Origin of the sequence: Micromonospora sp. SD12, from assembly GCF_052068495.1 — a bacterium.
GTDB classification, from domain to species: domain Bacteria; phylum Actinomycetota; class Actinomycetes; order Mycobacteriales; family Micromonosporaceae; genus Micromonospora; species Micromonospora echinofusca.
In genome coordinates, this window is the sequence record NZ_JBQHDF010000005.1 from 415,727 (window position 1) to 440,890 (window position 25,164).

Consider the following 25,164-nt stretch of genomic DNA (forward strand, 5'->3'; position numbering starts at 1 on the left):
TGAGTCACGCCGATGTCGCTGCTCGCCAGATTCAGCCTCGCCAACCGGGGGCTGATCGCCCTCATCGCGGTGGTGACCACGCTGTTCGGGGCGTTCGCCGTACCGTCACTGAAGCAGCAGCTCCTGCCGTCGCTGGAGTTCCCGGCCGCGTTCATCGTCGCGGTCTATCCCGGCGCCGGGCCCGAGGTGGTCGAGTCGCAGGTCACCGAGCCGATCGAGAACAGCCTCCAGGGCATCCCCGGGCTGGACCAGGTCACCTCGACCTCCCGCGAGGGATCGGCGACCGTCCAGGTCCAGTACGAGTTCGGCACCGACCTGGACGACGTCGTCAACAAGATGCAGACCGCGCTCAACCGGATCGACGCGCAGCTGCCGGAGGGGGTCGACCCGCAGGTCATCGCCGGCAGCACCGACGACCTGCCCGCGGTGGTGCTCGCCGCCTCCGGCGGTGACGACCAGCGCGTCCTGGCGGAGAAGCTGCGGGGCACGGTCGTGCCGGAGCTGGAGGCGATCGAGGGGGTACGGACGGTCGAGCTGACCGGTGCCCGCGACGACGTCGTGGTGGTCACCCCGGACCCGGCCAAGATGGCGGCCGCGAAGCTCCAGCCGACCGCCCTCGGCGCGGCGCTGAAGACCAACGGCGTGACGGTGCCGGCCGGCGCGGTGACCGACGGCACCCGCGCCCTCCCCGTGCAGGTCGGCACCCGGCTGGCGACGCTGGACGACCTGCGTGGCGTCGTCGTCGCGCCGGCGACGGGCCGGACGGCCCCGGTCCGCCTCGGCGACGTGACCACCGTCGAGCAGCAGCTCGCCCCGGCCACCGCGATCACCCGCACGAACGGCAAGGACAGCCTGGGAATCGCGATCACCGCGGCGCCGGACGGCAACGCGGTGGAGATCTCCCACGAGATCCGTGACCGCCTCGCCGACCTGCGGGGTGCCTCCGGCGCCGAACTGACCGTCGTCTTCGACCAGGCGCCGTTCGTCGAGAAGTCGATCGAGACCCTGACCACCGAGGGCCTGCTGGGCCTGGTCATGGCCGTCGTGGTCATCCTGGTCTTCCTGCTGTCGGTCCGCTCCACGGTGGTCACCGCGGTCTCCATCCCGCTCTCGGTGGTGGTCGCGCTGATCGCCCTCTGGATCGGCGACTACTCGCTCAACCTGCTCACCCTCGGCGCGCTCACCATCGCGGTCGGCCGGGTGGTCGACGACTCGATCGTCGTGCTGGAGAACATCAAGAGACACCTGGAGTACGGCGAGCCGAAGCGGGAGGCGATCCTCGCCGCCGTCCGCGAGGTGGCCGGGGCGGTGACCGCGTCCACCCTCACCACGGTGGCCGTCTTCGCGCCGATCGCGCTGGTGGGCGGCTTCGTCGGGCAGCTCTTCGCGCCGTTCGCGATCACCGTCACGGTGGCTCTGCTCGCCTCGCTGCTGGTCTCGCTGACCGTCATCCCGGTGCTCGCGTACTGGTTCCTGAAGCCGCCGGCCGGCACGGCGGACGACGCCGCGCTGCGCCGGGCGGCGGAGGAGAAGGAGCTGCGCAGCCCGTTGCAGCGGGCGTACCTGCCGGTGATCGGGTTCGCCACCCGCAAGCGGGCCACCCGGTGGATCACGCTCGGGCTCGGCATGCTCGTGCTCTTCGGCACCTTCGGCCTGTCCCGGCAGCTGGAGACCAACTTCATCGACGACTCCGGCCAGGACACGCTGAGCATCACCCAGGAGCTGCCGGCGGGCACCGGGCTGGCCGGCACCGACGCGGCGGCCCGCCAGATCGAGGCGGTGCTGGAGCGTACCGAGGACGTCGAGACGTACCAGGTCACGGCGGGCGGCGGGGACAACCCGTTCGGCGGCGGCGGCAACAACGTCGCCAACTGGTCGCTGGCTCTCGGCGACGGCACCGACGCCCAGCAGATGCGGGAGAAGCTGCGCCGGGAGTTCGACGCGCTGGGCCCGGGCATCGGTGAGGTCAGCTTCGGCGCCGGTCAGGGCGGGGCGGCGGCCAACCAGATCGAGGTGGTCGTGCAGGGCGCCGACCAGGAGGCGCTGGCCCGGGCCGCCGAGGAGGTCCGTACGGCGATGGCCGGGCTGGCGGGCGTCGAGGACGTCTCCACGAGCCTCGCCACGCGGGTGCCGCGCGTCGACGTCACCGTCGACCGGGTCGCCGCCGGCCGGGTCGGGCTCACCGAGGCCGCCGTCGGCCAGGTGGTGGCGCAGGCGTTCCGGGGCTCGCCCCTGGGGCAGGTCACGCTCGACGAGGGGCAGCGGGACGTGGTGCTGCGGTTCGCGGGCAAGCCGCCGACCACGGTGGCGGAGCTGCGCGCGATGCCGGTCGGGCCGGTGAAGCTCGACGACATCGCCGAGGTCACCCAGACCGAGGGCCCGCAGCAGGTGAGCCGGATCGACGGCGAGCGCAGCGTCTCCGTCACCGGTACGGCCACCGGCTCGAACCTCGGGGCCATCACGCAGGAGTTGCAGAAGAAGCTGGACGGCATCAAGGTGCCGGGGGCGAGCTTCGAGATCGGCGGAGTCAGCGCCGACCAGGAGGAAGCTTTCGCGGACCTGGGCCTGGCGGTGCTCGCGGCCATCGCGATCGTCTTCCTGATCATGGTGGCGACGTTCCGCAGCCTGGTCCAGGCGCTGATCCTGCTGATCTCCATCCCGTTCGCGGCGACCGGTGCGATCGGCCTGCTGCTCGCCACCGGCACCCCGCTGGGCGTGCCGGCGCTGATCGGCGTGCTCATGCTGGTCGGCATCGTGGTGACGAACGCGATCGTGCTGCTGGACCTGGTCAACCAGTACCGGGCCCAGGGCATGGGCGTCCAGGAGGCGGTGGTCGAGGGCGGCCGGCGCCGGCTGCGGCCGATCCTGATGACCGCCGTCGCCACCATCTTCGCGCTGCTGCCGATGGCGTTCGGCCTCACCGGGGAGGGCGGCTTCATCTCCAAGCCGCTGGCCATCGTGGTGATCGGTGGTCTGCTCAGCTCGACGCTGCTCACCCTGATCCTGGTGCCGACGCTCTACGCGATGGCGGAGAACACCAAGGAGTCGTTCCGGTCCCGGCGGGCCCGCCGCTCCGTTGGTGCGGCGCCGGCCACCCCGGCGGACCCGGCCGGCGACGACGGCGGGGCGCCCGCCGCCGAGCCGGTCCCGGTGCCCGCCGCGGGCCCGGCGTCCACCGCCGACGCCGAGGCCGCAGACGCCCCGGCGCCCCGGCCGACGCCGTCGGGCGCGCTGGTGGACGGCACCGACCAGTTCGAGGTGCTGCGGCTGCCGAAGAGCCGCAAGTCCCCGCTGCCGCCGGCCGAGTAACGGCGGTCCGCGAACACCCCCGGCGGGTCCCACCCGCCGGGGGTGTTCGCGTTCGGTCAGGTACCCGCCGTACGCCCGGCCCGCCGGTCGCCGCCGGGTAGGGTCCCGGACGTGCCGTCCACCGTCTCGGTCCTCACCCACAACCGCAACTTCCGCAATCTGTTCCTCGCCGAGCTGGTGGTCTTCGGCGCCGACTGGTTCGTCATGGTGCCGCTGCTGGTGCTGCTGCCGGACCTGACGGGCAGCGGCGTGTGGGGCGCGCTGGTGCTCGCCGTCGACACCGGGATCGTGGCGCTGCTGCTGCCGTACACGGGCACGATCGCGGACCGCTTCGACCGACGCAAGATCATGATCATTTCGAACGTCGCGGCACTGCTCGGCGTGCTGCTGCTGCTCGGGGTACGCAGCGCCGGAACGGCCTGGCTGGCGATGGCCGGGATCGGGGTGGTGGCGGTCGCCAAGGCCTTCTACTCGCCGGCGGCCCAGGCGGCCCTGCCCAACGTGCTCGACCCCGACGAGCTGGCCGCCGGCAACGCCGTCGCGGGGTCGGCCTGGGGCACGATGACCGTCGTCGGCGCGTCCCTCGGTGGCGTGCTCAGCGCCGCCGTCGGCCCGTACGCCTGCTTCTGGGTGGCGGCCGTGGGCCTGGTGGTCGCCGCGGGCCTGGCCACGCTGATCCGCCGGCCGTTGCAGGCGCCCCGCGACGCGGCGCTGCCGGTGCAGCGGACCTGGCCCGCGATCCGGGAGGCGCTGGGCTACATCGGGCACCGGCCGAGGGTCCTGGCGCTGGTCACCGTGAAGTCGGCGGTCGGCCTCGGCAACGGCGTGCTGACGGTGTTTCCGCTGCTCGCGGCGGTGTACGGCGTAGGCCCTGTCGGCACCGGGCTGCTCTTCGCGGTCCGCGGGGCGGGCGCGCTCGTCGGGCCGATCCTGATGCGCCGGGTGCTGACCAACCGGGCCTGGCTGCTGCCCGGGCTCGCGTTGTCCATGTCCCTCTACGGCCTGGCCTACCTCGGCACCTCGGTCGCCCGCTGGTTCCCGCTGGTGCTGGCCCTGGTCTTCGTCGCCCACTTCGCGGGCGGCAGCAACTGGGTGATGTCGAACTTCGCCCTACAGGGCGAGGTGCCGGACCGGCTGCGGGGCCGCGTCTTCGCCACCGACATGATGCTCGCGACCCTCGCCGTCTCGGTCAGCCAGCTCGCGGTCGCCGCCGTGGTGGACACCGTGGACGAGCGGGCGGTGCTGGCCACCTGCGGTCTGGTCACGGTGGTCTACGCGATCGGCTGGCGGATCGCCACCCGCCGGCTCTCGCTCACGGACCCGGCCGGGCAGCCGGCCCCGACCCCCGCCCGCTGACCGGCCCGCCGGTCAGGGTCGGTCCGGCGCGGTGTCCGTCGGCGCGTCGGGCCGGGACCGGCCGTCCCACTGCGCCGGCACGTCGGCGCCGCCCGCCGCGTCCCACCCCGCGCCCGCCTGCGGCACCGGCTGAGCGGCCGGCACCGGCTGGCCGGCCGGCGTCCGCTGACCGTCGCCGAACGGACCGGCCTCCGCGCCGCGCGCCCGCCGCCCGGCCAGCACCGCCGCGACCAGCAGACCCGTCCCGAGGGGGTACGCCAGAGCCTGCACCCCGCCGTGGGCCAGGTTCAGCAGCTGGAAGTTCGAGCGCCCCCAGTCGGAGCCGAACACCCGGGGCAGCAACAGCGTCCAGGCCGCGCCGAGCAGCGCACTGACCAGCAGCACGGTGAGCCCGGACAGCGCCAGCATCCGGGGTTTGCGGGGCAACCGCTGCCCGGCGGTCGCGGCCAGTACGAGGCCCACCAGCAACACCAGCACCGTGGGCGTCTCGAAGGCGGCCATCGTCGCCAGGTACCCGAATTCGCGCATCCCTGCCTCCAGCCGCCGTCGGTCGGGCCAGGCTAACGGAACCACAGTGCCGCCACCGGCCACCGGCCACCGGAGCAGTCGGCCGTCCGGCCCGTCCCAGCCGGCGGGCGGAGATTCGCGTCGTCGGTGCGCAGCCCTACCATGAGCCCGTGCCGACGAACTTCACCTCCGGCCCGGTCCGGGTCCGGGTCCCCGCCACCAGCGCCAACCTGGGGCCGGGGTTCGACGCGTTGGGGCTCGCCCTGGCGCTGCACGACGACGTGGCCGCCGAGGTGACGGCGCAGGGCGTCACGGTGGCGGTGGCCGGGCAGGGCGCCGGGGAGCTGCCGACCGACGACCGGCACCTGGTCGTCCGCGCCATGCGTACGGCCTTCGACGTGCTCGGCGGGCAGCCGTCCGGGCTGGCGGTGGAGTGCGTCAACCGCATCCCGCAGGCCCGCGGGCTGGGCTCCTCGTCCGCGGCGATCGTCGCCGGCGTACTGCTGGCCCGTGCGCTGGTCCACGACGGGGAGGCACGCCTCGACGACGCCGCCGCCCTGCGCCTTGCCGCGGAGATCGAGGGCCATCCGGACAACGTGGCGCCGTGTCTGCTCGGCGGCTTCACCCTGGCCTGGACGGAGCCGTCCGGCGCCCGCGCGGTGTCGCTGCCGGTCGCCGACGGCGTACGACCGATGGTCTTCGTGCCGGCGGAGCGCGGCCTGACGGCGGCAGCGCGGGCCGCGCTGCCGGCCACCGTGCCCCACGTCGACGCGGCGCTCAACGCCGGCCGGGCCGCGCTGCTGGTGCACGCGCTGACCGCCGACCCCGCTCTGCTGCTGCCGGCCACGGTCGACCGGCTGCACCAGGACTACCGCGCGCCGGGCATGCCGGGCACCGCCGCCCTGGTGAAAGCGCTGCGTGAGGCCGGTGTGGCCGCTGTGGTCAGCGGTGCGGGCCCGACCGTGCTGGCCCTGAGCGACCCGCCCGAGGGCTTCGAGGCGGGAACAGGTTGGCAGGTCTGGCGGTTGGATCCAGACGGGCGCGGAGCACAGGTTGCCCGGGGTAGACTGGGACACGCAGAGCGGGACCCTGTTGCCGCAGGTCGGAAGAGTTGATTACGCTCTAGACTTAGCACAGCCGCGAAGCATGCGATCTCCCTGCGGGTCGGCGCACCCCCGAAGCTTTCGGCGGTCAGCCCGTCACCCCTGCCTAGGCCCACGCCGCACCGCAGTCTTCACAGGTCGCCGCAGACGGCGAGACCTGCTCACCGACGTTTGGTGAGTCGGGAAACCGACCGGCTGCTGTGTTACAGACTCCCGCGACGCGTCCTTGCGAGGCGGGTGCACCGAGGCCGCCCGGCCACCTTGCTTTTCGACTCCGGGCAGTCCCGGCCTATCGAGGGAAGGAATCCATTGAGCGACACCACCGACGTGACGTCGGATGTTTCCAACGTCGCTGGCGATGCCACCACCGCCGCCGCCCCCGCCCGTCGTCGGCGTAGCGGCACCGGCCTGTCGGCGATGCTGCTGCCGGAGCTGCAGAGCCTGGCCGCGTCGCTCGGCATCTCGGGCACGGCCCGTATGCGCAAGGGCGAGCTGATCAGCGCGATCTCCGAGCGGCAGGGCGGCGGCGCCGCCGGGACCCCTCGACCGCGGGCCGAGGTCGCGGCCGCTGCCGCTCCCACCCGGGAAGAGGCCCCCGCCGAGGTCCGCGAGAGCACCGAGCGGCCGGCGGCCGAGCGGCGCGCCGCGGAGCAGGCTCCGGCCGAGCCGGCGGCGGTCGAGGCCGAGCCGCGTGGCCGGACCCGGCGCAGCCGGGCCGCCACCTCCGAGGCGCGGGCCGCGGAGGCCCGTCCGACGGAGACGCGTCCCACGACGGAGCGGCCCGCGGAGGCCCGTCCGGCCGAGACGCGTACGGACGAGGCCGAGGTCGGCGAGCGTGCCGAGGGCCGTGGCCGTGACCGTGCTGAGCGTGGCGACCGTGCCGAGCGTGGCGACCGCAGCGAGCGGGGCGCCGAGCGTGCCGAGCGCGGTGACCGTGCCGAGCGCGGTGACCGTGCCGAGCGCGGTGCCGAGCGCGGTGCCGAGCGGGGCGACCGTGCTGAGCGCGGTGACCGTGCCGAGCGCGGTGACCGCAACGAGCGCGGTGACCGTGCCGAGCGCGGTGACCGTGCCGAGCGCGGGGACCGCAACGAGCGGAGCGACCGTGGCGAGCGCGGGGACCGCAACGACCGTGGCGAGCGTGCCGAGCGGGGCGACCGCGACCGTAACGAGCGCGGCGACCGGGGCCAGCGGGTCGAGCGCGACAACGACGGCGACGACGACGAGGGCGGCGGCCGGCGTGGCCGGCGCAGCCGGTTCCGGGACCGTCGCCGTGGCCGCGGCGAGCGTGCCGAGGGCGGCGACGGCGGGCGTGACGGCGGGCGCGAGCCGCAGGTCGGCGAGGACGACGTGCTCGTCCCGGTGGCCGGCATCATCGACGTGCTCGACAACTACGCCTTCGTGCGGACCACCGGCTACCTGGCGGGCCCGAACGACGTCTACGTCTCCATGTCGCAGATCAAGAAGTACGGCCTGCGGCGCGGTGACGCCATCACCGGTGCGGTGCGCGCCTCGCGCGACGGCGAGCAGCGGCGGGACAAGTACAACCCGCTGGTGCGGCTGGACACCATCAACGGGATGGAGCCCGACGAGGCCAAGCGCCGGCCGGAGTTCTACAAGCTCACCCCGCTCTACCCGCAGGAGCGACTGCGGTTGGAGACCGAGCCGCACATCCTCACCACCCGGGTCATCGACCTGGTCATGCCGCTCGGCAAGGGCCAGCGTGCGCTGATCGTGTCGCCGCCGAAGGCGGGTAAGACGATGGTGCTCCAGGCCATCGCGAACGCGATCACGCACAACAACCCGGAGTGCCACCTGATGGTGGTGCTGGTGGACGAGCGGCCCGAAGAGGTCACCGACATGCAGCGGTCGGTGAAGGGTGAGGTCATCGCGGCGACGTTCGACCGTCCGCCGCAGGACCACACCACGGTGGCCGAGTTGGCGATCGAGCGGGCGAAGCGCCTGGTCGAGCTGGGCCACGACGTGGTCGTGCTGCTCGACTCGGTGACCCGCCTCGGTCGGTCGTACAATCTGGCGGCACCGGCCAGCGGCCGGATCATGTCGGGTGGTATCGACTCCACGGCGCTCTACCCGCCGAAGCGCTTCCTCGGTGCGGCCCGCAACATCGAGAACGGCGGCTCGCTGACCATCCTCGCCACCGCGCTGGTGGAGACCGGTTCCATGGCGGACACGGTCATCTTCGAGGAGTTCAAGGGCACCGGCAACGCGGAGCTGAAGCTGGACCGGAAGATCGCCGACAAGCGCATCTTCCCGGCCATCGACATCCACCCGTCCGGCACGCGTAAGGAGGAGATCCTGCTCGCGCCGGAGGAGCTGGCCATCATCCACAAGCTCCGGAAGGTCCTGCACTCGCTGGACTCGCAGGCGGCGCTGGACCTGCTGCTCGACAAGCTCAAGCAGACCCGCACCAACATCGAGTTCCTGATGCAGATCGCGAAGTCGACGCCGGGGGAGTGACCCTGCCCGGGTGAGACGAGCGAGAAGGGCACGGCCATCTGGCCGTGCCCTTCTCGCGTTCCGAGCCCAACCCTGGCCTCCTCACCTCTGGCGGCGGAGCCGCCGAGAGAGCCCGCCACGGGTCATCGACATGCCGACCGCCGGAGTTGCTGTCGGTAACCAATGCCTGCGACGGACCTGGCATCACTCTGCGTGATCGATTGTGATCGCGTGGCGAGTCCCGATGATTGGACTGTCGCTGCTGACGCCTGCTGACCAGGCGATTCGCCGAAAGGGCCGAAGCCGCCGCCCTGCTCTCCCTGCTCCCTTTGCTCTGCATCCATATGCGCAACGCCTACCGTGCGTGCCCGGTGCCTATGTGGATGCAGAGCAAAGGGGACGGAGTTGGAGGTAGGAGAGGGCATGGAGGACTTACGCTCCGTGACCGGAGGTGGAGAGGGCGGGCGCCGCTGTGCGACACGGTGCAGGCCGCGCGCCCACTCCTGCGGCCCCCCCCGCCGCAGTGCGGTGCCGTGGCGCGGGGCGCAACCTCCGCCGTGCCACGGTGCGGCCGCGGGCGCGCTGGGGCTCGCGCCCAGTCGGGGTGCCGCGCCGAGTCGGGGGCCGCGCCGGGGCCGAGGGGACGGCGCCGGTCGGGGCGCCGCAACTCAGCCGAGGCGCGGGCGGGCGTCGGGGCGGTGGCAACCCGACGGGCGGAGTTTTCCTTCGCTTTGGCTGGCAGGTATTGAAACTTCTATTCACCGTCCGGTTGACTGTCGCCCATGCGTACCCGCAGACGATCCGCCCGGCTCGCAGGCGTCCTGCTGCTGACGCCGCTGCTTACCCTGGCCGGCACCGTGCCGGCGAACGCCGGTGCGCCCGCTCCGGCCACCGATCCCTCCGTCACCGCGGCCGAGGACGCACCGCGTGCCTCCTCGTACTCCGCGGACTCCGTGACGCTCGCGGGCGATCCCGCCGCGAGCACGTCGGCCGCCGCCGCACCGACCGGTGTGGAGCCGGCCGGCGGGCTGGAGACCGCGAAGACCACCCGCCCGGTCGCCCCGGGCCTCGCCCTGACCTCCTTCGACCGGTACGACGCCGACGGCTGGCTGCGCGCGGACGCGCTGACGGCCGACCTGACCGGCGGCCTCACCGTGGACTACGTCAACTCCGGCGCGGTCAGCCGGGCCGAGCCGCTGCGGGGCGCCGTCGACGCGGCCCGGGCGGTCGCCGCGGTCAACGGCGACTTCTTCGACATCAACAACTCCGGCGCCGCCCAGGGCGTCGGGATCCGGAACGGGCAACTCGTCCAGTCGGCGGTCAGCGGGCACCGCAACGCCGTCGCGATCACGACCGAGGGGCTCGGCCGGGTCATCGAGGTGAACTTCGACGGCACCGCGACGCTGCCCACCGGTCCGGTGACGTTGACCCAGTTCAACAACATGATCCAGGCGAACGGCATCGGTGTGTTCACGGCGCTCTGGGGGTCGTACACCCGGGAACGTGCCGTTTCCGGCGCCGCCCGCGTGACGGAGGTCACCGTGGTCGACGGCCGCGTCGTCACCGTGGCCGGCACGGCCGGCAGCGGGGCGATCCCGGCGGGCACCACCGTGCTGCTCGGCCGCGACGCGGGTGCGGACGCCCTCGCGGGGCTGCGCCCCGGCGACGCGGTCACGGTCGCCTACCGGCCCAAGCCGGCCGACGGCAGCAACCTGCGCGCGGCGGTCGGGGGCGGCAACGTGCTGGTCCGCGACGGGGTGGTGCAGAGCATCGCCGACACGTCGCTGGCCCCGCGTACCTCCGTCGGCTTCTCCGCCGACGGCCGACGCATGATCATGTTGACCGTGGACGGCCGGCAGGTCGACAGCCGCGGCGTCACCCAGACCGAGATGGGCCGCATGATGGCCGAACTCGGCGCGCACCACGCGCTCAACCTCGACGGCGGCGGCTCGTCCACGCTGCTCGCCCGGGAGCCGGGCGCGGCGGCCGTGCAGGTGGAGAACAGCCCGTCCGACGGCAGCGAGCGTGCCGTGCCCAACGGCCTGGCCATCTACGCGCCCAAGGGCAGCGGCCGGCTCACCGGGTACTGGCTGGAGACCGCCAGCGACCCGACGACCGCCCCGGGCGTCGCGCCGGTGCGCGGCGGCCGACCCGACCGCGTCTTCCCCGGCCTGACCCGGCGGCTCACCGCCGCCGGGCACGACGAGACGTACGGCCCGGCGGCCGGCGCGCCGATGTGGCGGGCCAACCCGGCGGTGCACGGCATCGTCGACAGCAAGGGCCGGTTCCGGGCCGGGTTGCCCGGGAAGACCACGGTCACCGCCTCGCGGGGCGCGGCCCGTGGCGCCCTCGACCTGACCGTGCTCGGGCCGCTGGCCCGCATCGACTCCACCGTGGAGCGGGTCGGCCTGACCGGTGCCGAGGGCAGCGCGCTGTTCGGCGTCGTCGGCTACGACGCCGAGGGCAACACCGCCCCGATCGAGCCGGCCGACCTGAAGCTCGACTACGACAAGGACCTGCTGAGGATCGCCCCGACCGCCGACGGCAACCTCGCCGTCACCGCTCTGCGGGACACCGGCTCGGCGCTGGTCACCGTCCACGTCGGCCGCAGCAGCACCGTCCTGCCGGTCACCGTCGGGCTCGCCGACGTGCCGGTGGCCGGCTTCGACGACGCGGCGGCCTGGAAGTTCAGCCAGGCCCGGGCCAGCGGCGCCGTCGCGCCCGCGCCGGGCCGCACCGGCACGGGCCTGAAGATGACGTACGACTTCAGCCAGTCCACCGGCACCCGGGCCGCGTACGCGGACCCGCCGGCCTGGATCACGGTGCCGGGCCAGCCGCAGGCGTTCGGCATGTGGATCCACGGCAACGGCACGGGGGAGTGGCCCAGCCTGCACCTGCACGACGCGCAGGACACCCAGCACGTGCTGCGCGGCCCGCTGATCACCTGGACGGGCTGGAAGTACGTCGAGTTCGCCGTCCCCGCCGGGGTGCAGTACCCGGTGCGGGTCCGCCGGTTCTACGTGGCGGAGACCAACGCCGCCGCGCAGTACCGCAGCGAGGTCATCATCGACGACCTGGTGGCGAAGGTGCCGCCGACGGTCGACGTGCCGGCCGAGAAGCCGCGTACCGACCGGGTGGTGCTGCGTGACGGCACTGTGGACGGTGCGCCCTGGCGCTTCGCCGTCCTGTCCGACGCGCAGTTCGTCGCGGCGAACCCGGACAGCGACCTGGTCGCCCAGGCCCGCCGTACGCTGCGCGAGGTCAAGGCCGCGAAGCCGGACTTCCTGGTCATCAACGGCGACTTCGTGGACACCGCCTACCCGGCGGACTTCGCGCTGGCCAAGCGGCTGCTGGACGAGGAGCTCGGCGGCGAGGTGCCGTACTACTACGTGCCCGGCAACCACGAGATCATGGGCGCTCCGATCGCCAACTTCCGGGCCGCCTTCGGCGACACCGAGCGCACCTTCGACCACAAGGGCACCCGGTTCGTCACGCTGAACTCGTCGACCGGCTCGCTGCGCGGCGGCGGTTTCGACCAGGTGCGGATGCTGCGCGAGGCGCTCGACTCGGCGGCCGGCGACCCGGCCGTCGGTTCGGTGGTCGTGCTGCACCACCACCCGCCGCGCGACCCGAGCCCGGCCAAGGCCAGCCAGCTCGGCGACCGGAAGGAGGCGGCGCTGCTGGAGCAGTGGCTGGCCGACTTCCAGCACCGCACCGGCAAGGGGACCGCGTTCGTCGGCGGGCACGTCGGCACCTTCCACGCCGACCGGGTCGACGGGGTGCCGTACCTGATCAACGGCAACGCGGGCAAGAACCCCTCCACCCCGGCCGACCAGGGCGGCTTCACCGGGTGGACCGAGTTCGGGGTGGACCCGGTGAGCCCGGCCGAGGCCGACCGGGCGCGGCGCAACCCGCTCGTCGAGGGCCCGCGCTGGGTCGCCGCCGAGACCCACGCGCACGTCGACGCGCTCGCGCTGACCGCCCCGGCCGGCGTCGCGGTCGGCGCACCGGCGACGGTCACCGCCACGGTGACCCAGCCCGGCGGGCGTACGGTGCCGGTGGCGGCGCCGGTGAGCGCGGACTGGTCCGCCTCGCCGAACGTGCACGTCGGCTCGATCCTCGGGCTGCGGCCCTGGCACGTGGCCCGCTTCGACCCGGCCACCGGCAAGCTCACGGCCCTGCGCCCCGGCGCCCAGGTCAAGCTGGCCGTCGCGGTCAACGGCGCGCACGCCGAGGCCACGATCACCCTGACGGCCGCCGCCCAGGCCCCGGCCGCCTGACAGGTGTGGAGGGCCCTTCCGGCGGCTGCCGTCCGGAGGGGCCCTCCGCACTCCCGGAGTGCGCGGGCCGGCCGGTCGGGCGACGGCCGGGACCGCGTGTGAGCCGGGCCGCGAGAGGGCTCAGAAGTCGCCCTCGGCCACCTGGAAGACGGTGAGGCCGAGGGCGCGCCACATCCGCACCACCTGCTGGCGGTCGTCGAAGACGCCGACCACCCGGTAGCGGCCGGCGATCTCGCGCTCGTAGATCTCCCGCTTGACCACGGAGTCCTTCCGGCGGTCGCCGACGGCGCGCAGGTGCAGCCCGAGATAGGGGACGCGGACGTGCCGGGCCAGCCACTCCTCGGTGGCGGCGCGGGCGGTGGCGTCCCGGCCCGAGCAGAACACCACCGCGTACCCGGCGGCGTGCATCGCCCGCACCGCCGCGATCACCGCCGCGTTCGGCTCGTCCTCGCCGACCCGGGTCATGTCGTACGGGCTGCGCGAGACGTTCAGCGCGACCGTGCCGTCGATGTCGACCAGCACGATCTCCGGCGGCTCGGTCGACGGGGCGTGCACCGTGGCGGGCCGTCCCGTCCGGGCCTGCGGCACGGGCAGCGGCAGCGTACGACCCTCCAGGTAGCGCTCGTGCAGCCGGCGGATCCACGCCTCGCCGACCCGGTCGGCCTCGGGGCGGGCCGCGTCGCGGCGCAGGCACTCCGCCAGCGGCACGTCGGTGAAGTCGTGCACCTCGAACTCGGCGCCGTGCCGGGCGGCCAGGTCGGCCCAGTCGCGCAGGGTCCGCGAGCGCAGGTTGGTGTCGTCGACGCAGACGTCGGCGCGCATCCGCAGCAGCGCCTCCACCTGCGCCCGCTGCACGACGGTGACCTGCCACTCCGCCCGCTGGGTGAACAGCCGCTCGCCGTGCAGCATCCGGCGCAGGTCGTCCCGGTTGACGCGGACCACGGACGGCTGGAGCGTCCGGGCGAACGTGGTCTTGCCGGAGGCGGGCAGTCCCCGGGTGGCGATCAGGCGGGCCATCGGCTCCTCCGTGTCGTACGTCGTCGGTGGTCCCGTCGCCTCCCGCGCCGTGCCCCGGGCGGGGCACGCCCGGACGGCGGCCGTGCCGGGGTGAATGCCCGGCCACGCTGCGGGAATGCGGGAGGTGCGGCGTGCGTTGTCGATGCCGGACCAGCCGTGCGGCCCGATTGCCGGGCCGGCGTCCGCCCATGGCACACTGGTCAATCGGCCACCGGTTCCGGTTCACGCCCGAGCCCGTCGCACGCCGCGACGGACACCGACGGCGACCCGGCGACCACCCACGAGAGGACCGAGGCGAGATGAAGTCCAACATCCACCCGGAGTACGTGACCACCGAGGTCAGCTGCTCCTGCGGCAACACGTTCACCACCCGCAGCACCGCCAAGGGCGGCTCGATCCACGTCGAGACCTGCAGCGCCTGCCACCCGTTCTACACCGGCAAGCAGCGCGTCCTGGACACCGCGGGCCGGGTGGCGAAGTTCCAGCAGAAGTACGCCAAGGTTCAGGCCAAGAAGGCCAAGTAGCTCCTCGTTCGGCGCCCGCGTCCGGTCTCGTGCCGGACGCGGGCGTCGTCCGTATTCCCCCTGGTCCCGCCCTCGTCGTCGAAGGAGCCTCCCCCGCATGAGCAGCGAGCGTCTGGCCGCCCTCCTCGACGAGTACGCCGAGCTGGAGAAGCGGCTGGCGGACCCGGCCATCCACGCCGACCAGGGCACCGCCCGCCGGGTCGGCCGCCGGTACGCCGAGCTGGTGCCGCTGCACAAGGCGGCCGGTGAGCTGGAGCAGGCCCGCGCCGACCTCGCCGCCGCCCGCGAGCTGGTCGCCGAGGACGCGTCCTTCGCCGCCGAGGCGGAGTCGATCGCGGCGAGCCTGCCGGGGCTGGAGGAGCGGCTGGCGGAGCTGCTGATCCCACGCGACCCGCACGACGCCAAGGACGTGATCGTCGAGATCAAGGCGGGCGAGGGTGGCGAGGAGTCCGCCCTGTTCGCCGGCGACCTGCTGCGGATGTACACCCGCTACGCCGAGCGGCGCGGCTGGCTCACCGAGGTGATCGACGCCCAGGACTCGGACCTGGGCGGGGTGAAGGACGTCTCGCTGGCGATCAAGACCAAGGGCGTGCCCGAGGGCGGCCACGGCGTCTGGTCCCGGCTCAAGTGGGAGGGCGGCGTGCACCGGGTGCAGCGCGTACCCGTCACCGAGTCGCAGGGCCGCATCCACACGAGCGCCGCCGGCGTGCTGGTGCTGCCGGAGGCCGAGGACGTCGACGTCACCATCGACCCGAACGACCTGCGTATCGACGTGTTTCGCTCGTCCGGCCCGGGCGGGCAGTCGGTGAACACGACCGACTCGGCGGTGCGGATCACGCACGTCCCGACCGGCATCGTGGTCTCCTGCCAGAACGAGAAGTCCCAGTTGCAGAACCGGGAGCAGGCGATGCGGATCCTGCGCGCCCGGCTGCTGGCGGCGGCCCAGGAGCAGGCCGACGCGGCCGCCTCGGACGCCCGCAAGGCGCAGGTGCGCACCGTGGACCGCTCCGAGCGCATCCGCACCTACAACTTCCCGCAGAACCGGATCACCGACCACCGGATCGGCTACACCGCGTACAACCTGGACCTGGCGCTCGCGGGCGACCTGGACGGGGTGCTCGACGCCCTCGCCGAGGCCGACCGCGCCGCCCGCCTGGCCGGCGACACCGAGCTGACCCGCCGCTGACCCCGCCGCCGGCGCGCGGTCAGGAGGCGCGGGGGCGGGTCTTCGCCGCCAGCATCGCGCGGTCGGCGGCCTCGAACGCGGTGCCGAGGGCGTCGCGCAGGCCCGGGCCGGTGGCGCCCACCTCGGCGAAGCCGACGCTGACGCCGACCGGGGTGCCGGGCACCAGCGACTCCCAGTCCTCCGTGCGTACCGCGGCGTCGATGCGGCGGCCCACCTCGGCCGCCTCGGCCATCCCGGCGCCGGGCAGCACCACCACGAACTCGTCCCCGCCGTAGCGGGCCACGAAGTCGCCCCGGCGCATCACCCGGTTGATCACCCCGGCGATGCGCTGGAGCACCAGGTCGCCCGAGTGGTGCCCGTGCCGGGTGTTGACGGCCTTGAAGCCGTCCAGGTCGCAGACGCCGATCACCACCCGGTCGCCGTGGGAGACCACGGTGGCGATGTAGCGCTCCAGCCGCCGCCGGTTGGGCAGCCCGGTCAGCGGGTCGGTCAACGCCTCGCCCTCGAAGCGGGCCGCCTCGCGGCGCATCTCCTCGTGGTCGATGCGGGCGGCGATGCCGTCGATGTAGACGTCCCGGAGCCGGTCGTTGCGCTGGGCGGCCAGCCGGAACGCCAGCCGGTCGGCCCGGTGCGCCCCGGCGTGGTCGCCGGCGCGGGCGAGGGCGATGCTGCGCAGGCGGGCCGGCTCGGCCGCGCCCAGCGTCTCGATGGAGACCTGGACGGTGTCCAGCCGGGTGACGGCCTCGATCGGCCGCCCCTCGGCGACGGCCAGGCAGACCTGGCCGAGCTGGCGCATGTCACGGGCGCGGGCGCTGTCGCCGCCGTGGCCGAGCAGCCGGGACGGGGCGGCGTCCGTGTCGGCGTCCAACCGGTCGCCGAGGGCCGCCCGCCGGGCGGCGGCGTAGCCGTACGCGGCCAGGCTGCTCGGGCGCAGCTTCCCGGCCCGACCGCTGCGCAGGAACCGGTCGAGGTCGGCCGCGACGTCGCGCAGCACCCGCAGGCAGCCGTCGCTGTCGCCGTTGTGGTCCAGCGCCACGGCGTTGCGCAGCCGGATGCCGGGGGCGGCGAAGGTCTCCTCGGGGATCTCGGCGGCGCCGCCGAGCTGCCGGGCCCGTTCGATGGCGCCGAGGGCGTAGCCGTGGAAGCTGAGGTACGAGTAGGCCATCGCCAGGTCGTGCCAGCCCCACGCGGTGTCCCGGTCGGGGTCCGCCACGGCGCCCAGCGCCCGCGCCGCCTTCACGAGGTGGGTGACGCAGCGGTCCGGCGCGCCCTGGTGGTGCGCGGCGAGGGCGGCCAGCGCGTTGAGGTGCCCGAGCAGGTAGGGCTCGGCGAGGTCGCGGACGGCGGTGGAGGCCTCCTCGACGGCCCGGGTGTACTCCGCCGTGCGCCCCAGGTTGATCACCGCGGAGAGGCGCTGCACCAGGGCGTCGGCCCGTGCGTACGGGTCGGTGGTGGTGGTGATGACCCGGTCGAGGATCGCGTACGCCTCGGCGGAGCGGCTGGACTCCTGGAGGGTCCGCGCCCGCGTCAGGGCGTCAACCTGGTCGGTGACCCGGTCGAGCCAACCCACCGCGACCTCCTGTCGGTGTGCGTCCGGACGCATCCGCTCGTGATGTCCAGCGCGACGCCCCATGATTATCTCGTGACCACCGTGCCGCAACACCCGTCCGAAGGGACGAGACGGCAGCGCCCTTCCGTGGCGTTGGCCCGGGCGTGCCGCGCCCTCGCCGACGCCGGGATCGCCTCGGCGAGGGCCGAGGCGGAGCAGTTGGCGGCGTACGTGCTCGGGGTGCCCCGGGGGCGCCTGGCGCTGGCCGACGACCTCACCGCCGACCAGCTCGACCGGTTCGACGAGCTGGTCGCGCGGCGGGCCGGGCGGGAGCCGTTGCAGCACCTCACGGGCAGCGCCGGCTTCCGGCACCTGGAGCTGGCCGTCGGGCCGGGCGTCTTCGTGCCCCGGCCGGAGACCGAGCTGCTCGCCGGCTGGGGGATCGCGCAGGGCCGACGCCTCGGCGCCGGGCTGGTGGTGGACCTGTGCAGCGGCTCGGGGGCGATCGCCCTCTCGGTCGCCCAGGAGCTGCCGGCGGCCCGGGTGGTGGCGGTGGAACGGTCGACGGCGGCGCTGCCCTGGCTGCGGCGCAACGCGGCGGCCCGGGCGGCCGCCGGGGACCGGCCGATCGAGGTGGTGGCGGCGGACGTCACCGCCGCCGACCTGCTCGCCGACCTGGTGGGCCGGGTCGACGTGCTGCTGTGCAACCCGCCGTACGTGCCGTCGGACGTCGCCGTACCCCCGGAGGTGGGCCGGCACGACCCGGCGAGCGCGGTCTTCGGCGGCGCGGACGGCCTCGCGGTGATCCGTCCGGTGATCGCCCGGGCGGCGGCGCTGCTGCGCCCGGGCGGGGTGCTCGGCGTGGAGCACGACGACACGCACGGCACGGCGGTGCCCGACCTGCTCGCGGCGGACGGCCGGTTCGAGGCGGTCGCCGGCCACCCGGACCTGACCGGGCGGCCCCGCTTCGCGACCGCGTCCCGCCGGGCGGACGGCCAGCACGCCGCCGCCGGGGCGACGTGGCAGACTGACTCCTCGTGATGCTCTACGACTGCCGGTCGCCCGCCGACCGGGACCGCGGCATCGCCGCTGCCATCGAGGCGGTCAAGAACGGCGAGCTGGTCGTCCTGCCGACCGACACGGTCTACGGGATCGGCGCGGACGCGTTCACCCCGTACGCGGTCAAGGCCCTGCTGGACGCCAAGGGCGGCCGTCAGGTGCCGCCGCCCGTGCTGATCGGCTCCCGGCACACCCTCGACGGCCTGGTCTATTCGCTGCCCCAGGCGGCCCGGGATCTCGTCGAGGCGTTCTGGCCGGGGGCGTTGACCATCATCGTGACGCACTCGCCCAGCCTGCGCTGGGATCTCGGCGACTCCTCGGGGACGGTGGCGGTGCGGATGCCGCTGCACCCGGTGGCGCTGGAGGTGCTGCGCGAGACCGGCCCGATGGCGGTCGCCTCGGCCAACAAGACCGGCCAGCCGGCGGCCCTCACCGCCGAGGAGGCCCGTGACCAGCTCGCCTACTCGGTGCGGGCCTACCTGGAGGCCGGGCCCTGTCCGGACCCGGTGCCGAGCACGATCGTCGACCTCACCGGCGAGGTGCCGCAGGTGCTGCGGCAGGGCGCCGTCCCGATCGAGAAGCTCCGCGACGTGGTGCCCGACATCCTCGCCGGCCAGGGGGTCTGAGTGCCTCCGTTCACCGTGCTGCACGTGTGCATGGGCAACATCTGCCGGTCGCCGATGGCCGAGCGCCTGCTGGCCCTCGCCGTGCGGGAACGGCTGGCCCGCCGCGAGGTCGATCCGGAGCGCGCCGACGAGCTGCTGCACAGCCACAGCGCCGGCACCGGCGGCTGGCACGCCGGCGAGGAGATGAACCCGCCGGCGTCGCGCCAGGTGACCGCCCGGGGCGGCAGCGTCGCCGGCTTCGCCGCGCGCAAGCTGCGGTCGGACCACATCGACGCCGCCGACCTCGTCCTCACGGCCACCGCCGACCAGCAGGACTACGTGGTGGCGTTGCGTCCCGACGCCGCGTCCCGCACGTTCGTGCTGGGCGAGTTCGGCCGGCTGCTCGCGGGGGTGGACGCCGCCGGGCTGCCGGCGGCCGAGGCGACCCCCGACGGGGTGTACGCGCGGGGCGTGGCCCTGGTGGCGGCCGCGCACGCCGCCCGCCTGGGCGCCACGGCGCTGCCCACCGACGATCTCGACGATCCGTGGGGTCGCGGCGACCAGTGCTTCAGCCGGGTCGCCGACGAGATCGAGGAGACCGTCCACCCCCTCGCGGCCGCGCTCCTGCCGTAACCCGCCCGAGGTACCCCCGCGCGTGAGTTTCCTGCGGGTTTGGGGGAAAGGCGCGGTCAAGAGGGTCATTCGGGTCATTCTGGGTGGGTCCTGACCGGCTCCTGCGGGGAGAGCTGATGACCCGGGCACGCCTCGACAAACTGTTCACCGTGCTGATCGCCGGCGTGCTGGCCGGGCTGGCGCTCGCGGTGGCGGCCCTCCCGGCCGCGCTGGTCTTCGGGATCGGGTTCTCGGCGCTCGCCGCGCCGTACTCGGAGCTACCGAACACGCTGCGCACGCCGCCCACGCCCCAGCGCTCCAACCTCTACGCCAACGACGGCACCACCCTGATCACCTCCTTCTACCAGGAGGACCGGGTGGACGTGCCGCTGGCCGAGGTGGCGCCGGTGATGCGGCAGGCGATCATCGCCGCCGAGGACACCCGGTTCCACGAGCACCGCGGCGTCGACCTGCGCGGCGTGGTGCGGGCCTTCGCGGTCAACCAGCGCGACGGCACGACGAGGCAGGGTGCGTCCACGCTGACCATGCAGTACGTCCGCAACGTGCTCAGCAACGACCCCCGGCTCAGCGAGCGGCAGCGCGCCGCCGCCAGCGAGCTGACCACTGCCCGCAAGATCCAGGAGATGCGGTACGCGTTGGCCCTGGAACGGGAGCTGTCCAAGGACGAGATCCTCACCCGCTACCTCAACATCGCCTACTTCGGCGCGGGCGCGTACGGGGTGGCCGCCGCGAGCCGGCGCTACTTCTCCAAGCCGCCGGCGGAGCTGACCCTGGCCGAGGCGGCGCTGCTGGCGGGCCTGGTCCGCTCCCCGCACACCGACGACCCGATCAACGGCGACGCGGACGCGGCACTCGCCCGCCGGGCGTACGTGCTCGACCGGCTGGTGGAGTCCGGGCAGGTGCCGGCCGAGGCGGCGGCCCTGGCCGAGGCCGAGCAGTTGAAGCTGCGGCCCAGCCAGACGCCGAACGACTGCACGGCGGTGCCGGCCGAGCACAACGACTGGGGCTTCTTCTGCGACTGGTTCACCCGCTGGTGGAACGCGCAGCCGGCGTTCGGCGCGACGGTCGACGAGCGGCAGCTCACGCTGCGCCGGGGCGGCTTCTCCATCGTCTCCTCGCTCGACCCGGCGGTGCAGCGGGCCACCACCGAGCAGGTCCGCCGGGTCTATCCGGTGGACGACCGCCGGGCGGCGCCGACGGCGGTGGTCCAGCCCGGCACGGGCCGGGTGCTCGCGATGGCGGTGAACCGGAACTACGGCGTGGCCGCCAACCCGGCCGGGCAGAAGAACCACCCGAACACGGTCAACCAGCTGGTCGCCGGGGGCGGGGCGATCGAGGGCTACCAGGCCGGGTCCACGTTCAAGCTCTTCACGATGCTGGCCGCGCTGGAGGCCGGGCTGCCGCTGAGCACGGAGTTCGACGCGCCGGCGCGGATCGTGACGGACTACTCGGTGACCGAGGCGACGGCGAGCTGCGACGGGTACTGGTGCCCGCGCAACGCCAGCGCCTCGATGGACGGCCGGCACACCATGTGGACCGCCTTCGGCGAGTCGGTCAACACCTACTTCGCCTGGCTGACCGAGCGGGTCGGCGCGGACCGGGTGGTGGAGATGGCCGAGCGGCTCGGCATCGTCTTCCGCTCCGAGGACGACGCGCGGCTGGCCCGCCACGGGGCGCGCGAGTGGGGACCGTTCACCCTCGGCGTCTCCGCCACCACCCCGCTCGACCTGGCCGGCGCGTACGCGGCGGTGGCGGCCGAGGGCTCGTGGTGCGCGCCGCTGCCGGTCGTCTCGATCGCCGACGCCGCCGGCCGGCCGGTGGCCGCCGCGCAGCCGGACTGCCGCCGGGCGGTCGACGTGGACGTGGCCCGGGCGGCGGCCGACGCGGCCCGCTGCCCGGTCGGCGACCAGTCGATGTACCGGGAGTGCGACCGCGGTACCGCCGAGGGGCTGCACCGGCAGCTCGGACGGCCGGTGGCGGGCAAGACGGGCAGCTCGGACGGGTACGCGACGGAGACCGTGGTCGCCTTCACCCCGCAGCTCGCGGTCGCCTCGATCGCCGCCAACCCCGACGACCCGGGCGACGCGGTCGGCCAGCGGGTGCAGAGGCAGCTGGTCGAGGCGGTGGGGGAGGTGCTCTCCTTCGCGCTGCGCGACGAGCCGGTGCGCGACTTCGTGCCGCCCAGTGAGGCGACCGCCTTCCAGCTCACCGGCGCCCGCGCCGGCAACTGAGCCCGCCCGCGCAGCCGTGCCCGCCCCGGCGGGTGCGGCTGTCGAGCCGGGCGCCCCGGCGGGCGGCCCAGATCCGGCGCGGGGGCCGCCTCAGCGGCGCAGGAAGGCGGCGGGCGGGTGGGCCTCCTGCTCCGCCTGGCGCGCGATGTTGCGGGCCATCCCGCCGAAGACCACCGCGTGGAAGGGCGCGACGGATCCCCAGTAGGCGTGCCCGGGCAGCCCGCGCGGCAGGAACACGGCCCGCTGCTGGTAGCGGCTGCCGCCGTCGTCGCCGGGGAGCACGCGCATCTCCAGCCAGGCCCGGCCCGGCAGCCGCATCTCGGCGCGCAGCCGCAGCAGCTCGCCGGGAACGATCTCCTCCACCCGCCAGAAGTCCAGCGCCTCGCCGACCTGGAGGCGGTGCGGGTCGCGCCGGCCACGGCGCAGCCCCACGCCGCCGATCAGCCGGTCCAGCCAGCCCCGGACCGTCCAGGCCAGCGGGAACGAGTACCAGCCGTGCTCGCCGCCGACGCCCTCGATGACCCGCCACAGGTCCTCCGGCGGGGCGTGTACCGCCCGTTCGCGGACGTCGGTGTAGGCGGTGCCGCCGGACCACTCCGGGTCGCTGGGCAGCGGCTCGGCCGGCGCGTCGGGCCCGCTCGCTGTCGACCACCGGGTCTCCACCTCGCCGTCGCGCACCTTCGACAGGGCCAGCGCGACCGCCTGGTCGAAGCTGGTCAGCCCCTCGGGCGGGTCCGGCACGTACCGCGCGATGTCGTGCTCGTGGGCGACGGCCTCGTGGACCAGGCTCTCCACCAACGGCCGGGCGATGGCGTTCGGCACCGGGGTGATGAGCCCGACCCAGTGCGAGGAGAGCGACGGCGTCAGCGGTCGCACCGGCACGATGACGCGCCGGCGCAGCCCGGCCACCCGCGCGTACCGCTGCATCATGTCCTGGAAGGTGAGGATGTCCGGTCCGCCGATGTCGAAGGCGCGGTTGACCTCCGGCGGCAGGTCGGTGCAGCCGGCCAGGTAGCGCAGCACGTCGCGGACGGCGATCGGCTGGATCCGGTTGCGGACCCAGCGCGGGGTGACCATGGCCGGCAGCCGTTCGGTCAGGTAGCGCAGCATCTCGAACGAGGCCGACCCCGAGCCGATGATCACCGCGGCCCGCAGCACCGCCGTCGGCACCCCGCTGTCGAGCAGGATCCGCCCCACCTCGGCCCGCGAGCGCAGGTGCGCCGACGGGACCTCCCGGTCCGCCGCCGGCTCCGGCCCGCCCAGGTAGACGATCCGGCGTACGCCCGCGGCGCGCGCTGCCTCGGCGAACCCGGTGGCGGCCTCGCGGTCGGCGGCCTCGAAGCCGGCCTGGCCGAGCGAGTGCACCAGGTAGTACGCGACGTCCACGCCCGCGAACGCGGCGGGCAGCGTCTCCGGCCTGCGCAGGTCGCCCTCGGCGATCTCCGTCTGCGCCGCCCACGGCACGTCCCGCAGCCGTCCCGCCTTGCGGGCCAGGCAACGCACCGCGTGCCCCTCGGCCAGCAGCCGGGGCGCCAGCCGCCCGCCGATGTAACCCGTCGCTCCCGTGACCAGGCATCTCACGGTCTCCAGTGTGCGGCCCAATAGACTCTGGCGCTGTGGCTACTGAGACGAGCACCTTCTGGGGGCCGGACTTCGACCAGCTCCGCACGACCGACCCGGAGATCGCCGGGGTGGTGCTCGGCGAGCTGGACCGGCTCCGGGGCGGCCTGCAACTGATCGCCAGCGAGAACCTCACCTCGCCGGCCGTGCTGGCCGCGCTCGGCTCCACCCTGACCAACAAGTACGCCGAGGGCTACCCGGGCCGGCGCTACTACGGCGGCTGCGCCGAGGTCGACCGGGCCGAGGAGATCGGGATCGCGCGGGCGAAGGAGCTCTTCGGCGCCGAGCACGCCAACCTCCAGCCGCACTCCGGGGCGAGCGCCAACCTGGCCGCGTACGCGGCGCTGGTCCAGCCGGGGGACACGGTGCTCGCCATGGACCTGCCGCACGGCGGCCACCTGACCCACGGCAGCCGGGTGAACTTCTCCGGCAAGTGGTTCCACACCGTCGGCTACACCGTCCGGCCGGACACCGAGCTGATCGACTACGACGAGGTGCGGGACCTCGCCCGGGCCCACCGTCCCAAAATGATCATTTGTGGCGCGACGGCGTACCCGCGCCTGATCGACTTCGCGCGGTTCCGCGAGATCGCCGACGAGGTCGGGGCGTACCTGATGGTCGACGCCGCGCACTTCATCGGGCTGGTCGCCGGGCAGGCCGTACCGTCGCCGGTGCCGCACGCCGACGTCGTCTGCGCCACCACGCACAAGGTGCTGCGCGGGCCGCGCGGCGGCATGATCCTCTGCCGGGAGTCGCTGGCCCAGCGCATCGACAAGGCGGTCTTCCCGTTCACCCAGGGCGGCCCGCTGATGCACGCGGTGGCCGCGAAGGCGGTCGCGCTGCGCGAGGCCGCCCAGCCCGAGTTCCGGGCCTACGCCGAGCGGGTGGTGGCCAACGCCCGGGCGCTGGCCGCCGGGCTGGCCGACGAGGGGATGCGTCCGGTCTCCGGGGGCACCGACACCCACCTCACCCTGGTGGACCTGCGCGAGGTCGGGGTCACCGGCGCCGACGCCGAGGCGCGCTGCGACGCCGCCACCATCACCCTCAACAAGAACGCGATCCCGTACGACCCGCAGAAGCCGATGGTCGCCTCGGGCATCCGCGTGGGCACCCCGAGCGTCACCACCCAGGGCATGCGCGAGCCGGAGATGCGCCAGGTCGCCTCGCTGATCGCCCGCGCCGTACGCACCGATCCCGCCGCCCCGGGCGGGATCGACACCCTCGCCGGGATCGCCGGCGAGGTCGCCGGGCTGGTCGCCGCCTTCCCGGCGTACCCCCGATGAGCGAGCCGCGCGCGGGCGAGCCCGGCGCCATCCGGGCCCGGCTGCCGCACCTTCGCCTGCCGCTGCTGGCCTGCGCGGTGCTCGCGCTGGTCGCGGTGCCGACCGCGGCGGTGCTGCGCGGCGGCACCGGCGCGGCCGGCGTGGCCGCCGGGATCGCGCTGGTCGTCGTCAGCTACCTGGTCTCCGGCGTCTCGGTGGCCTGGGCCGACGCCGTCAATCCGCGGATGATCATGTCGGTGGGGCTGGTCACCTACGCCACGAAGATCGTGGTGCTCGGGGTGGCGATGGCCGCCGTGGCGGCCACCGGCTGGCCCGGCCTGCCGGACATGGGGGTGGCGATCATCGCGGCCGTGGTGGTCTGGACGGGCGCCCACCTGACCTGGGCCCTGCGCTCGCCGCTGCCCACATTCGAGCGAAGCGGTGAGTGAGCGTTCTGTCGGATCTGTGT

17 protein-coding genes are annotated in these 25,164 nt (G+C 74.4%); 13 read left to right on the forward strand and 4 right to left on the reverse strand.

From position 1 onward, the window contains the following. Positions 1-12 precede the first annotated feature (12 nt). Positions 13-3,309, forward strand: coding sequence for an efflux RND transporter permease subunit (locus tag ACTMS2_RS14215; protein ID WP_441175752.1), 3,297 nt, complete (start codon positions 13-15; stop codon positions 3,307-3,309). A 111-nt stretch (positions 3,310-3,420) separates the two neighbouring features. Next, the gene (locus ACTMS2_RS14220) at positions 3,421-4,665 is read left to right on the forward strand and encodes an MFS transporter (RefSeq protein WP_441175753.1); all 1,245 of its coding nucleotides are present in this window, start codon (positions 3,421-3,423) and stop codon (positions 4,663-4,665) included. Positions 4,666-4,677: 12 nt separating this feature from the next. Here ACTMS2_RS14220 and ACTMS2_RS14225 read toward each other — a convergent pair whose 3' ends face one another. Next, a complete protein-coding gene (locus tag ACTMS2_RS14225; protein ID WP_441175754.1) occupies positions 4,678-5,193 on the reverse strand; it encodes a hypothetical protein in 516 nt (171 codons plus the stop codon). 149 nt (positions 5,194-5,342) lie between these two features. Here ACTMS2_RS14225 and thrB point away from each other — a divergent pair, with 149 nt between their 5' ends. The 3 genes from thrB (at position 5,343) to ACTMS2_RS14240 (ending at position 13,009) form a co-directional block, all read left to right on the forward strand. After that, entirely contained in the window at positions 5,343-6,287 is a 945-nt protein-coding gene (gene thrB, locus ACTMS2_RS14230; protein ID WP_441175755.1) for a homoserine kinase, read from the forward strand. Positions 6,288-6,584: 297 nt separating this feature from the next. After that, a complete protein-coding gene (gene rho, locus ACTMS2_RS14235; protein ID WP_441175756.1) occupies positions 6,585-8,750 on the forward strand; it encodes a transcription termination factor Rho in 2,166 nt (721 codons plus the stop codon). Positions 8,751-9,511: 761 nt separating this feature from the next. Beyond that, positions 9,512-13,009, forward strand: a complete 3,498-nt coding sequence (locus ACTMS2_RS14240; protein ID WP_441175757.1) for a phosphodiester glycosidase family protein — start codon at positions 9,512-9,514, stop codon at positions 13,007-13,009. A 120-nt stretch (positions 13,010-13,129) separates the two neighbouring features. Here the strand turns inward: ACTMS2_RS14240 and ACTMS2_RS14245 are convergent, their stop codons facing one another. Then, on the reverse strand, positions 13,130-14,026 hold the full coding sequence (locus ACTMS2_RS14245; RefSeq protein ID WP_441175758.1) for a phosphatase domain-containing protein: 897 nt from the start codon (positions 14,024-14,026) through the stop codon (positions 13,130-13,132). 299 nt (positions 14,027-14,325) lie between these two features. On the opposite strand from ACTMS2_RS14245, the gene rpmE reads away from it, so the two are divergent. Continuing rightward, entirely contained in the window at positions 14,326-14,550 is a 225-nt protein-coding gene (gene rpmE / locus ACTMS2_RS14250) for a 50S ribosomal protein L31 (protein WP_088998650.1), read from the forward strand. Between the two features lie 97 nt (positions 14,551-14,647). Next, positions 14,648-15,736 (forward strand): peptide chain release factor 1, encoded by a 1,089-nt coding sequence (gene prfA / locus ACTMS2_RS14255; protein ID WP_441175759.1) that lies wholly within the window; start codon positions 14,648-14,650, stop codon positions 15,734-15,736. 19 nt (positions 15,737-15,755) lie between these two features. Here the strand turns inward: prfA and ACTMS2_RS14260 are convergent, their stop codons facing one another. After that, complete coding sequence (locus tag ACTMS2_RS14260) at positions 15,756-17,306, reverse strand: GGDEF domain-containing protein (protein ID WP_441175794.1); 1,551 nt, start codon at positions 17,304-17,306, stop codon at positions 15,756-15,758. A gap of 42 nt (positions 17,307-17,348) precedes the next feature. Between ACTMS2_RS14260 and prmC the strand changes: the two genes are divergently transcribed. The 4 genes from prmC (at position 17,349) to ACTMS2_RS14280 (ending at position 21,813) form a co-directional block, all read left to right on the forward strand. Further along, the gene (prmC, locus tag ACTMS2_RS14265) at positions 17,349-18,326 is read left to right on the forward strand and encodes a peptide chain release factor N(5)-glutamine methyltransferase (RefSeq protein ID WP_441175760.1); all 978 of its coding nucleotides are present in this window, start codon (positions 17,349-17,351) and stop codon (positions 18,324-18,326) included. Continuing rightward, complete coding sequence (locus ACTMS2_RS14270; RefSeq protein WP_441175795.1) at positions 18,326-18,970, forward strand: L-threonylcarbamoyladenylate synthase; 645 nt, start codon at positions 18,326-18,328, stop codon at positions 18,968-18,970. Before prmC ends, ACTMS2_RS14270 begins: the two co-directional genes overlap by 1 nt. Continuing rightward, positions 18,971-19,582 (forward strand): arsenate reductase/protein-tyrosine-phosphatase family protein, encoded by a 612-nt coding sequence (locus ACTMS2_RS14275; RefSeq protein WP_441175761.1) that lies wholly within the window; start codon positions 18,971-18,973, stop codon positions 19,580-19,582. Between the two features lie 116 nt (positions 19,583-19,698). Beyond that, complete coding sequence (locus ACTMS2_RS14280; RefSeq protein ID WP_441175762.1) at positions 19,699-21,813, forward strand: transglycosylase domain-containing protein; 2,115 nt, start codon at positions 19,699-19,701, stop codon at positions 21,811-21,813. Positions 21,814-21,903: 90 nt separating this feature from the next. Here the strand turns inward: ACTMS2_RS14280 and ACTMS2_RS14285 are convergent, their stop codons facing one another. Further along, complete coding sequence (locus ACTMS2_RS14285; RefSeq protein ID WP_441175763.1) at positions 21,904-23,394, reverse strand: SDR family oxidoreductase; 1,491 nt, start codon at positions 23,392-23,394, stop codon at positions 21,904-21,906. Positions 23,395-23,429: 35 nt separating this feature from the next. On the opposite strand from ACTMS2_RS14285, the gene glyA reads away from it, so the two are divergent. Beyond that, positions 23,430-24,716, forward strand: coding sequence for a serine hydroxymethyltransferase (gene glyA / locus ACTMS2_RS14290; protein WP_441175765.1), 1,287 nt, complete (start codon positions 23,430-23,432; stop codon positions 24,714-24,716). Beyond that, positions 24,713-25,144 (forward strand): hypothetical protein, encoded by a 432-nt coding sequence (locus tag ACTMS2_RS14295; RefSeq protein WP_441175766.1) that lies wholly within the window; start codon positions 24,713-24,715, stop codon positions 25,142-25,144. Before glyA ends, ACTMS2_RS14295 begins: the two co-directional genes overlap by 4 nt. Positions 25,145-25,164 lie beyond the last annotated feature (20 nt).

Bases quoted from the DNA above. Each gene is read 5' to 3' on its own strand.
- ACTMS2_RS14225 (WP_441175754.1), bottom strand. From the start codon at position 5,193: ATGCGCGAATTCGGGTACCTGGCGACGATGGCCGCCTTCGAGACGCCC.
- ACTMS2_RS14295 (WP_441175766.1), top strand. From the start codon at position 24,713: ATGAGCGAGCCGCGCGCGGGCGAGCCCGGCGCCATCCGGGCCCGGCTG.
- ACTMS2_RS14245 (WP_441175758.1), bottom strand. From the start codon at position 14,026: ATGGCCCGCCTGATCGCCACCCGGGGACTGCCCGCCTCCGGCAAGACC.
- prfA (WP_441175759.1), top strand. From the start codon at position 14,648: ATGAGCAGCGAGCGTCTGGCCGCCCTCCTCGACGAGTACGCCGAGCTG.
- ACTMS2_RS14215 (WP_441175752.1), top strand. From the start codon at position 13: ATGTCGCTGCTCGCCAGATTCAGCCTCGCCAACCGGGGGCTGATCGCC.
- ACTMS2_RS14280 (WP_441175762.1), top strand. From the start codon at position 19,699: ATGACCCGGGCACGCCTCGACAAACTGTTCACCGTGCTGATCGCCGGC.
- ACTMS2_RS14240 (WP_441175757.1), top strand. From the start codon at position 9,512: ATGCGTACCCGCAGACGATCCGCCCGGCTCGCAGGCGTCCTGCTGCTG.
- prmC (WP_441175760.1), top strand. From the start codon at position 17,349: ATGTCCAGCGCGACGCCCCATGATTATCTCGTGACCACCGTGCCGCAA.
- ACTMS2_RS14270 (WP_441175795.1), top strand. From the start codon at position 18,326: ATGCTCTACGACTGCCGGTCGCCCGCCGACCGGGACCGCGGCATCGCC.
- rpmE (WP_088998650.1), top strand. From the start codon at position 14,326: ATGAAGTCCAACATCCACCCGGAGTACGTGACCACCGAGGTCAGCTGC.